Origin of the sequence: Mycetocola reblochoni REB411 (assembly GCF_900163835.1) — a bacterium.
In the GTDB taxonomy this organism is placed as follows: Bacteria; Actinomycetota; Actinomycetes; order Actinomycetales; family Microbacteriaceae; genus Mycetocola_B; species Mycetocola_B reblochoni.
Genome location: NZ_FUKR01000021.1, coordinates 20,972 through 30,984, shown reverse-complemented (window position 1 = coordinate 30,984; position 10,013 = coordinate 20,972). Strand labels below are relative to the sequence as shown.

Below are 10,013 nucleotides of genomic sequence, written 5' to 3'. Positions count from 1 at the left end.
GGGGTGGGGCATGCGGGACCTTTCCGGGCGCGGGGACGGGCACTGCCGATGCTAGCGGCGCCTCACCCGCTCGACCGGCCCTCGATCCAGTAGTTCTGCGAGAACTGCGCGCTGCGCTCCAGGCCGAGCCCGTTCTTGAGCGCCGATCGGACGTGCCTGACCAGCGCCCGCTCGCCCGCCGCCCAGGCGTAGAGTCCCGCCGTCCCCTCGCTGCCGGTGGTGAGGACCGCCTCGGCGAGGGCCTCACCCCGTTCGGGGCCGGGCGTCACCCACTGCCAGCCGAGGCGACCGGTTCGCTCGTGGCGGGGCAGGCGGTCGCGGTCGGCGTGGCCCTCCTCGACGAGGACGGTCACATCGATGGAGTCGGGGATGACGTCGATCCAGCTGTTGATGGCGGGGAGCGCGGTGACGTCCCCCGCGAGCAGCACCCGGGACGCCCACTCCGGCAGGGCGATGTGGGCGGGGGTGAGGGCGACCTCGGCCGTGACGCCGGGCACCAGCCCCTTCGCCCAGTCGCCGGCCGGCCCGGCGACGTCGTGCAGGACGAACTCGAGCGCGAAGATGCCCGCCTCGGGCCGGACGTCGACGACCGTGTACCCGCGCTGGCTGAGGAACCCCTCGCCCCTGGCGGGGTTGGGCACCCAGAGCCGCAGCCACAGGGTCGGGAAGACCTCGAGGCCTTCGGCGAGCTCGGGCGCGTGGAACACGACCCGCCGGTACCAGGGCGTCGGGTCGTGGACCTCGACGACGGTCACGGGGTGGTTCGTCACGCGCATGAGGCGGAGGACGCTGCGCTGCCAGTTGTGGGCCATGGGGTGCCGTCCGTTCCGTGTCTGTCCGGGGTCCTCGTCATGCGACGCCTGCCGGTGCCGTTCCTGCCGATGCGGCCCCAGTCCGCCGTTCGCGCCGCCGGCCGCGTTTCGGCTGCCGGCCCCGTTCCGGCTGCCGGCCCCGCGCTGGCGAGCCGTGCTGAGCCTACCCTTACTCCCAGGGATGCGGCAGGGGCGGGGCGCTGACAAAATGGGGGTGGGCGCACCAACGCGCCCTGTCGAGGAGAACGAGCATGGCGGAGGTTGCTCCGGCCGCGGGCGATGGTCCCCGGCCGCGCGATGCCGACGAGGCGGCGCAGGTGGAAGCCGCCGTCGCCGAGGTCCAGGACCGCATGTCGGCGATCGCCGGCCACATCAGGACCGCCGTGCGCAGCGCGGCGGCGGCCGTCGACCCCGCACTGCAGCCGTTCGGGCTCAAGCTCCTCCGGCTGGTCGAGAACAACGGACCGATGTCCCCCTCGGCCGCGGCCGACCGGCTCGCCGTCGACCGCAGCGTCGTCAGCAGGCAGATCCGGCAGCTGACGGATCTCGGGCTGGCGCGCCTCGTGACCGACCCGGCCGACGGCAGGGCCCGGCTGATGGAGCTGACGCCTGAGGGCGCGCGCCGGCTGAAGGACATCGTTCCCGACGGCCCGCTCGACATGCACAGCGTGCTGTCGACGTGGAGCGCCGACGACCTGCACCGCTTCGCCGGCTACATCACTCGCATCATCGACGCCCGCTCGGCCGTCCGCCCCCGCCGCGGGCAGTAACCTGGTCGGGCGCGAGGGGCGCGCTGCAGAAGGGAAGAGGCATGACCGAGGTCGTCGTGTTCGCCGTCGCCGCACTGATGATCATCGTGGCCGTCTCCTGGGTTGCGCCCAAGCTCGGCGTCGCGGCGCCGATCATCCTCGTGCTCGTCGGGGTGGGCTGCTCCTTCATCCCCGGTGCTCCCGAGCTCGAGGTCGAGCCCGAGCTGATCCTCACCATCGTGCTCCCGCCGATCCTGTACTCCGCCGCGGTCAACGTGCCCATCGCGGACTTCCGGCGCAACGTCAAGGCGATCACCGGGCTGAGCGTCGGGCTCGTCGTCGTGTCCGCCGGCGTGATCGGGCTGCTGCTGTGGTGGCTGCTCCCCGACCTCTCCCTCCCCGCGGCCATCGCCCTCGGCGCCGTCGTCAGCCCGCCGGACGCGGTCGCGGCGACCTCGATCGGCAAGCGGCTCGGCCTGCCCCCGCGGCTGGTCACGGTTCTCGAGGGCGAGGGCCTGGTCAACGACGCGACGGCGCTCGTGCTGCTCCGATCGGCGATCGCCGCGACCGCGGGTGCGGTGAGCTTCTGGGGCGTGATCGGCGACTTCGGCTACGCCGTCCTCGTGGCCATCGCGGTGGGCGTCCTCGTCGGCGCCGCGACGGTGTGGATCAGGTCCAAGCTCGACGACCCCGTGCTCACGACGGCGATCTCGTTCGGGGTGCCGTTCCTGGCGTTCCTCCCGGCCGAGGAGCTCAACGCCTCCGGCGTGCTGTCCGTCGTCGTCGCGGGACTGATCACGGGGCACCAGAGCGCCAAGTACTTCTCCCCCCAGGACCGTATCGCCGAGCGCACCAACTGGCGAACCATCCAGCTGGTGCTCGAGAACGGCGTGTTCCTTCTGATGGGCTACGAGCTCCACGCCCTCATCACCGACGCCGAGGCGGAGCACCAGGGCGTGCTGCACGCCGTGGTCCTCGGGCTGCTCGCGGTCCTCGTGCTCGCCGTCGTCAGGGTTGCGTTCGTCATCCCGCTGATCGCGAGCCTGCGGCGGGACCAGCGCCGGGCCGGATCGATGGGCGAGTGGCTCGACGACGCCATGGAGCGGATCTCGCAGTTCGAGCTGCCCGAGGCGGGGGACAGCCCCAGGGAGCAGCGGGCGCTCGCCAAGCGCAGCGGCCGGCTGCGCCAGGTCGAGCGGCGGCTGCGGCGCAAGCGAGGCGACGTCGACTTCTACGTCAAGGAGGGGCTGGGCTGGCGCGGTGGCGCGGTCCTGGCCTGGTCCGGCATGCGCGGCGTCGTCACGCTCGCCGCGGCGCAGACGCTGCCGGCCGACATCCCGTACCGCTCGACGCTCATCCTCCTCGCCTTCACGGTCGCGCTCGTCACCCTCGTCGTCCAGGGCGGGACGCTTCCGCTCCTGATCACGAAGCTCGGCATCACTGGCTCCGACGAGGACGCCGACCGGCTCGAGCTGATCGAGCTGATGACCGACCTCAACCGCGAGGGGATGGCCGCCCTGGACAACCCCAACCTGCGCCAGCACAACGGCGAGCCGTTCTCGGCGGAGATCGTCGAGCGACTGCGGCGCGAGGCGGAGCGCAGGGGCCAGTCGAAGCGCCTCCTCGAGGGGGAGGGCGTGTCGAGCACGCGGAGTCAGTACCGCGAGCTGCGCGTCCTGATGCTGCAGGCGGAGCGCGCCGCACTGCTGGACGCCCGGTCGTCGGGGTCGCACAGCTCCCGGGTGCTCGGCCGTGCGGCCGCGGCGCTCGACGACGAGGAGTCCCGCTACGACCAGGGCGGCGGCGAGCGCTGACCTCGCGGCGGTGAGCAGTGGCGTCGCGCCGGTAAGTGTCGACGCGGCGCCGATAAGTATCGACGTTGCACCGGTGAGCAGTGGCGTCGTCGGGGCGCCGGTCGGTGGCTCCTCGTGGGCGGCACCCTGGCCCGGACATGAACCGTCCGATTGGTACAGTTGTCGGACGGATCATGCGCCCGCCGTCCGCATCGCGGACCGGGCCGAACAGAAAGCGAGAGCGGAATGACGCGCAACACCTTCATCGTCGGCGGACTCCTGGTCGTGGTCGGGGTGATCGGTTGGGCGCTGTCCGAATCGAAGAGCGCCACGGCCCTCATCCCCGCGTTCCTCGGCGTGGTCATGCTGATCAGCGGCGCGATCGCGACGAAGAGCCAGAAGATCGGCGTGCACATCGCGCTCGTCGTCGCGGTGATCGGCGTCGCGGGCACCGCGATGAACGTGGTCAAGATCGGCGAGCTGTTCGCCGGAACGGCCGAGCGCCCGCTCGCGATCATCACGAGCACGATCACCTTCGTCGCCCTCATCGTGTTCATCGTGCTCGGTGTGCGCTCGTTCATCGCCGCGCGCCGCTGGAAGAACGACAACGCGGTCTCGGCCTAGCCCACCGCCGCACCCCGGCTCCGATGCCCCGGACGTCGCCGCACGGCGACATCCGGGGCATCGGGCGTCCGTGCCGGGCGTCCGTGCCGGGCGTCCGTGCCGGGCGTCCGTGCCGGGCGTCTCGTCTGCGTTCATCACCGCGCGGCTGCCCCGGCTGCCTGTCCCGGGCGTCTCGTCGGCGTTTGTGCCGGCGTCCCATCCGGAGTGCCCGCGTCCGCGACTGGGCGCGACGTCCCCGGTTCTGGGGGTCCGTGCGCGGGCAGGGAGGTTCGCCCCCGTCGCTACCCTGAGATCGTCGGTGCTCTCCGGCACGAAGCCGAAGGACCCCCATGAACCGCAGCCGCTTGACCCTCGCCTCCCTCGTTGCCACGGCGTGCCTCGCCCTCGGATGCGGGGCGGGCGGTGCCGCGAGCGCCCAGCCGCTCCACTCCAGCGCCGCGGTGACCGATGCCGTGTCGTCGGTGACGGCGGTCACCGCGCATCCGTTCGGTCCCGCTGTGAGCTCGGCCGCCGCGGTCCGTGCGTTCGCTCCCGCTCTGCTGCCCGCCAAGAAGCCCGTCGTCTACAAGAACTGCACGGCCCTGCAGAAGAAGCACCCCCATGGCGTCGGGCTGACGAAGGCGAAGGACCGCGTCAGGGGCAAGACGAAGCCGGTGACGAACTTCACCCGCAACGATGCGCTCTACAAGGCCAACGCCAAGCACGACAGGGACAAGGACGGCGTCGCCTGCGAGAAGCGCTAGCCCCTCGGCCCGGCATCAGCCGGCACCCGGCAGCCGGCCGCTGACGCCGGGGCTCGACGCCCACGAGCCGGCGGCCCGGGTCGGCGGCCCGGGTCGGCGGCCCGGACCGGCGGCTCGTCCGCTGAGGTCCGGGCCGAGTCGGCCGGCGAGGGCGCGTCGACCTCCGCTACTCGGTGCCCCAGGGCAGGGACGAGATCGTCGGGATCGACGCCGTCACGACCGAGCCGTCCTCGCGCACCGTCCCCGTGATCGTGCTCGTGCTCGGCGCCTCCTCCGTGACGACCGGCCCCTGGCCGGCGAGAGCGACGGAGACGGGCTCGCCCGCACGGACGTGCACGGGCGTGCCGCAGACGGACACGTCGGCGCCGGTGCCCTCCTCGACGGTGAAGCTCATCTCCGTGCGGGTGAGGGTCACGCGCACCCGCGTGCCCCTGATCGTCAGGCGGAAGGTCAGCTCGTCCCAGTCGCACGGCAGCCGCGGCTCGAAGTTGATGACCCCGCCCGGGTCGCGCATGCCGGCGAAGCCGTAGACGAGGGCCGTCCAGATACCGCCCGTCGAGGCGACATGGACCCCGTCGCTCGCGTTGTGGTGCAGGTCGGCGAGGTCGACGAAGAGCGCCTGCAGGAAGTACTCACCCGCGAGGGTGGCGTAGCCGACCTCCGCGGCGATGACGGACTGAACAACGGCTGACAGCGTCGAGTCGCCCGTCGTGAGGGCGTCGTAGTACTCGAAGTCGCGCCGCTTCTGGTCGAGCGTGAACTCCTGCCCCTGCAGCAGCAGGGCGAGCACGACGTCCGCCTGCTTCAGCACCTGGAAGCGGTAGATGACGAGGGGGTGGTAGTGCAGCAGCAGCGGCCGCTTGGACTCCGGCGTCTTTTCGAGGTCCCAGAGCTCCTTGTCGAGGAAATCGGCGTCCTGCGCGTGGATGCCCAGGTGCTCGTCGTAGGGGATCTCCATCGCCTCGGCCGCGTTCGCCCAGTTGCCGAGCTCCGACTCGTGCAGGTCGAGGCGGTCGGCGAGCAGCGCGTACGCGGTGGGGTCGTTCTCCGCGAGGAACCGGCAGGCGGCGACGGCGGAGCGCAGGTTCTCCCTGGCCATGACGTTCGTGTACAGGTTGTCGTCGACGACGGCGGTGTACTCGTCCGGTCCGGTCACGCCGTCGATGTGGAAGGAGCGGTCGCCGTTGCTGCGCCAGAAGCCCAGATCGACCCAGAGCCGCGCCGTCTCGATGAGGATCTCGGCGCCGGCCCTGACGAGGAAGTCGGTGTCGCCGGTGATGCCGACGTACTGCGTGAGCGCGTGGGCGATGTCCGCGTCGATGTGGTACTGCGCCGTGCCCGCGGCGTAGTAGGCGCTCGACTCGAGGCCGTTGATCGTCCGCCAGGGGAACAGCGCCCCGCGCTGGTTGAGCTCGCCCGCCCGCTCGCGTGCGGCGTCGAGCATCCCGTGTCGGAACCGGAGCGCGTTGCGCGCCGCGTTCGGCGAGGTGTAGCTGAGGTAGGGGAGCACATAGATCTCGGTGTCCCAGAAGTAGTGACCGCCGTAGCCCGAGCCGGACACGCCCTTCGCGGCCACGCCCTGGCCGTCGCTTCGCGCGCTGGCCTGGGCGAGCTGGAAGAGGTTCCACCGCACGGCCTGCTGGATCTCGGGCTGCCCGGCGACGGTGACGTCCGTGCGTTCCCAGTAGGCGTCGAGCCACTCGCGCTGCGCGTCGAACAGTGCCCGGACGCCGCTCTCCGCCGCCCGGTCGAGGGTGCGGTTGCAGCGGTCGGCGAGCTCGCGCGTCGGCACGCCGCGGGAGGTGTGGTAGCTGATCGTCTTGACCAGCCGCGTCGTCTGCCCCGGCGTCGCCTGGACCCGGTACACCTGCTTGGCGATGTCGTCGTCGATGAGGGTGGTCTCCGACCAGGCGTCGGCCGACTCGAGCCGGTGCTCGGCACCCACGGCGATGGTCATCTTGGAGTTCGTGGTGCGATAGCCGAGCACCTGACGGGACCCGGTGGCGTCCTTGAAGCGGGGCCGCAGGACGCGCTCGTCGAACGACTCGGCCTTGCGGGGGTCGATCGGGCCGCCGAGCCCGGCGCTCGCGGGCTCGTAGTCGTCGACCGTGTCCTGTCGGTTGATGATCTGGCTGGACAGCAGGAGCGACGCACGATCGTCGAGCACGGTCACCTCGTACTCGATGACGCCGAGGTGGCGGTCGTTGAACGAGGCGAAGCGCCGCGAGAACACGCGCACGCGCTTGCCCGCCGGGGTACGCCAGAGGATGTCGCGCTCGAGGAACCCGCCGCGGAAGTCGAGCCGGCGGGAGTACTCCAGGATGTCGGCGTCGTTGACCGAGAACGGCTCGTCGTCGACGTAGAGGCGGATGGTCTTGGCGTCGGGGGCGTTGATGATGGTCTGGCCGACGCGGGCGAAGCCGAACGCCTCCTCGGCGTGCCGGATCGGCCACGTCTCGTGGAAGCCGTTGACGAAGGTGCCCTGCTGGTAGCCGTCCCTGCCCTCGTCGCCGTTGCCGCGGATGCCGAAGTACCCGTTGCCGACCGAGAACACCGTCTCGGTCACCCCGGCGTCGTCGGAGGGGGAGTTCTCGACGAGCGCCCACTCGTCGACGGGGAAACGGTTCCGGTCGAGGGGGTCGGAGCTGATCGGCTTCATGCGTGCGGCCTTCCGCTGTCGGGGTCGAGAGGAGGTGGTGCGGTGCTTTCGCCCTGGGGCGGAAAGACGGGATCGTGCGTGCCGGGGTGGCGTGAGGTGGGGTGGGGGACGAGGTGGCCGTGGGGTGTGCGGCCCGGACGGGGCTGCCCGGTGGTGCTCGCGTGCGGTGGACGGTGGGGCCACCGCCCGGTGATGACGTCGCGCGACTGCGGGGAGCAGCGGACGTATCGACACCTAAGGTAATCGCATCGCCCTGATCGCACACCTCGACGCGGCGGGCGATGCGGGGGCTGGTCTCAGAGGGCCGTGTGGAGGGCGGGAACGAGGTCGGCGAGGTCGGTCACGACGAGCTGGGCACCCGCGGCGACGAGCGTGTCGACCCCGACGCCCCTGTCCACCCCGACCACGAGCCCGAAGCGTCCCGCCGCTCCGGACGCGACGCCGGAGGTGGCGTCCTCGACGACGACGCACTCCGCGGCGCTCAGCCCCAGCTTGGCGGCCGCGTCGAGGTAGGTCGCCGGGTCGGGTTTGCCCGGGAGGCCCTCGGCTGCGGCGACGGTCCCGTCGACGACGACGCCGAACCTGTCCCTGATCCCGGCGGCACGCAGGACGGCGTCCGCGTTGCGCGAGCTGGAGACGACGGCCACGCTCAGCCCGTCCTGGATCGCGGCGTCCAGCAGCAGGAGCGAGCCGGGGTACGGCTCGACCCCGTGCTCGGCGAGCTCGGCTGCGAACATCGCGTTCTTGCGGTTGCCGAGGCCGGCGACGGTGTCCTGCTCGGGGGCGTCGTCGGCCGTGCCGTCGGGAAGGGAGATGCCCCGGGACGCCAGCAGGGCGCGGACGCCGTCGTAGCGGGGGCGTCCGTCGATGTGGGCGAAGTAGTCGTCGTCGGTGTAGGGGGCGACGCCGTGGGCCGCGAGCACCGGCGTGAACAGCCGCGACCACGCGCGCATGTGGACCTCGGCCGTGGGGGTGAGGACGCCGTCGAGATCGAAGAGCAGCGCGCGGAAGGTGCTCAGCGTCGTGCCGGGGGCTCCGTGCTCGACCGTCATCGGACGGCCACCGCTGCGCTGCCGACGGCGGTGCCCGGGGGGAAGGCGGGGGGTGTGCTCCGACGTCGCGCGGACGTGGCGGCGATCCTCATCAGACGCTCTCCTTCACTGCGGTGTTCGTCACGTCGGCCAGTGTAGGGGCTGTGCCCCGGAGCGGACAGAGTGTCGTCCGGGAGAGGAAGAACCCGGCGGAGGCGGAGGGTGGTGAGGGAGTGGGCCCCGCCGTCAGGCGCCGACAGCCGGCTCGTCCGAGTCCGCCGCGTCGGCGACCGCATCGACCGGCGACGCCTCGGGGACGACGCCGAAGAGTGTCTCGATCGCGTCGATGTAGCGCTGCGACTGGCCCGCCCTGGCGAACTCCCTCGCCCGCGAGGTCGGGGTGTGCAACAGGACGCCGGCCAGGTGGCGCAGCGCCTGCTCCGTCCGCGGGTCGGGCGACTTTCCCGCCACCCGCTCGAGCTCCGCGTCCAGGATGCCGAACACGTGCGAGCGCAGGGCGACGATCGCCGGGGTGAGGTTCTGCTCCTGGCTGACCGTGCTGAACTTTCGCGCCGCCTTGCTCACGAGCGTCCGTGCGCTGCTGCTGGCCTGCAGCTCCTCCAGCGGGGCGTGCAGCCGGATGGTCTCCAGATCCAGCAGCTCCACGCCGGGGGCGTGCTGGACGTCCGGGTTGACGTTGCGCGGCAGGCCCAGGTCGACGACCAGCTGGCGGACGTCGTGCCGCACGGGGCACTCCGCCGCACCGATCCGCGGCAGCTCGCTCGCGACCGCGGCGGACTCGTGCGCGGCCCTCAGCCGGTCGGCGTCGAGGACGTAGTCCTCACTCGTCGTGCAGGTGATGATGATCTCCGCGCGGGCGATGGCGCGGGGCAGCCCGGCGTCGGAGACGGGGTCGATGCCGTGCGAGGCGGCGAAGCGCTCCGCGCGGCCGGAGGCGGAGTAGACCTCGACGTCCTCGACGCCCCTGTCGCGCAAGGCGGCCAGGCTCGCGCCGGCGTACGCGCCCGTGCCGAACAGCAGCACCCGCGTCTGCGCCCAGTCGGTGACCCTGCTCTCGGCCAGGTCCAGCGCGAGGCGCACGAGCGAGCGCCCCGCCGTGCTGAGCGCCGTCTGGTTCTTGATCGTCCGCGACGTCTGCGACGCGCGCTGGAACAGCCGCTCCAGGTCGGACGACGTGGTGCCGGCCTGGCGGGCCGAGGTGAGGGAGCGCCGCACCTGCCCGGCGATCTCGCCCTCGCCGACGACGACCGACTCCAGCCCCGCGCTCACCGCGAAGAGGTGTTCGGCCGCGCGCTCGGCGACGTGCACCTCGAACACCTCGCGGAGCTGCTCCGGCTCGACGCCCGTCGCGGCGGTCACGGCCTCGATGGTCGCCTCGACCGCGATCGCGCGGCCGGCGGTGACGGGCTCGTCGACGTCGACGTACGCCTCGAAGCGGTTGCAGGTCGCGACGACCACCGCGCCGGACACGCACTCGGAGTGGGCACGGATGTCCGATCCGATGCTCTCGGTGCCGACGCTCAACCGTTCGAGGGTGACGAAGTCGGCGGTCTTGTGACTCGCCGTCAGACAGATGAGCAC

The 10,013-nt window shown here is 72.0% G+C and carries 8 protein-coding genes; 4 read left to right on the top strand and 4 right to left on the bottom strand.

Features of this window, described 5'->3' with window-relative positions; translation table 11 throughout:
• Window positions 1–62: 62 nt before the first annotated feature.
• The gene (locus FM119_RS03270) at window positions 63–812 is read right to left on the bottom strand and encodes a siderophore-interacting protein (RefSeq protein WP_087136262.1); all 750 of its coding nucleotides are present in this window, start codon (window positions 810–812) and stop codon (window positions 63–65) included.
• 251 nt (window positions 813–1,063) lie between these two features.
• Here FM119_RS03270 and FM119_RS03265 point away from each other — a divergent pair, with 251 nt between their 5' ends.
• The 4 genes from FM119_RS03265 to FM119_RS03250 all read left to right on the top strand — a co-directional run bounded on the left by FM119_RS03265 (window position 1,064) and on the right by FM119_RS03250 (window position 4,721).
• Window positions 1,064–1,582: a MarR family winged helix-turn-helix transcriptional regulator gene (locus tag FM119_RS03265; protein ID WP_087136261.1), complete on the top strand. Its 519-nt coding sequence runs from the start codon at window positions 1,064–1,066 to the stop codon at window positions 1,580–1,582.
• Between the two features lie 41 nt (window positions 1,583–1,623).
• Window positions 1,624–3,375: a cation:proton antiporter gene (locus FM119_RS03260; protein WP_087136260.1), complete on the top strand. Its 1,752-nt coding sequence runs from the start codon at window positions 1,624–1,626 to the stop codon at window positions 3,373–3,375.
• 225 nt (window positions 3,376–3,600) lie between these two features.
• On the top strand, window positions 3,601–3,978 hold the full coding sequence (locus FM119_RS03255) for a hypothetical protein (RefSeq protein WP_087136259.1): 378 nt from the start codon (window positions 3,601–3,603) through the stop codon (window positions 3,976–3,978).
• 329 nt (window positions 3,979–4,307) lie between these two features.
• A complete protein-coding gene (locus tag FM119_RS03250) occupies window positions 4,308–4,721 on the top strand; it encodes an excalibur calcium-binding domain-containing protein (RefSeq protein WP_087136258.1) in 414 nt (137 codons plus the stop codon).
• Window positions 4,722–4,887: 166 nt separating this feature from the next.
• Here FM119_RS03250 and FM119_RS03245 read toward each other — a convergent pair whose 3' ends face one another.
• The 3 genes from FM119_RS03245 to FM119_RS03235 form a co-directional block, all read right to left on the bottom strand.
• Window positions 4,888–7,380, bottom strand: a complete 2,493-nt coding sequence (locus FM119_RS03245; RefSeq protein ID WP_087136257.1) for a glycoside hydrolase family 65 protein — start codon at window positions 7,378–7,380, stop codon at window positions 4,888–4,890.
• Between the two features lie 296 nt (window positions 7,381–7,676).
• Window positions 7,677–8,432 carry an HAD family hydrolase gene (locus tag FM119_RS03240; protein WP_087136256.1) on the bottom strand — a complete coding sequence of 252 codons (756 nt, stop codon included), beginning with the start codon at window positions 8,430–8,432 and terminating at the stop codon, window positions 7,677–7,679.
• Window positions 8,433–8,657: 225 nt separating this feature from the next.
• Window positions 8,658–10,013, bottom strand: coding sequence for a glutamyl-tRNA reductase (locus FM119_RS03235; protein WP_087136255.1), 1,356 nt, complete (start codon window positions 10,011–10,013; stop codon window positions 8,658–8,660).

Excerpts from the sequence above, each read along its gene's own strand:
- FM119_RS03240 (WP_087136256.1), bottom strand. The coding sequence starts at position 8,432 with ATGACGGTCGAGCACGGAGCCCCCGGCACGACGCTGAGCACCTTCCGC.
- FM119_RS03255 (WP_087136259.1), top strand. The coding sequence starts at position 3,601 with ATGACGCGCAACACCTTCATCGTCGGCGGACTCCTGGTCGTGGTCGGG.
- FM119_RS03245 (WP_087136257.1), bottom strand. The coding sequence starts at position 7,380 with ATGAAGCCGATCAGCTCCGACCCCCTCGACCGGAACCGTTTCCCCGTC.
- FM119_RS03260 (WP_087136260.1), top strand. The coding sequence starts at position 1,624 with ATGACCGAGGTCGTCGTGTTCGCCGTCGCCGCACTGATGATCATCGTG.
- FM119_RS03265 (WP_087136261.1), top strand. The coding sequence starts at position 1,064 with ATGGCGGAGGTTGCTCCGGCCGCGGGCGATGGTCCCCGGCCGCGCGAT.
- FM119_RS03250 (WP_087136258.1), top strand. The coding sequence starts at position 4,308 with ATGAACCGCAGCCGCTTGACCCTCGCCTCCCTCGTTGCCACGGCGTGC.
- FM119_RS03270 (WP_087136262.1), bottom strand. The coding sequence starts at position 812 with ATGGCCCACAACTGGCAGCGCAGCGTCCTCCGCCTCATGCGCGTGACG.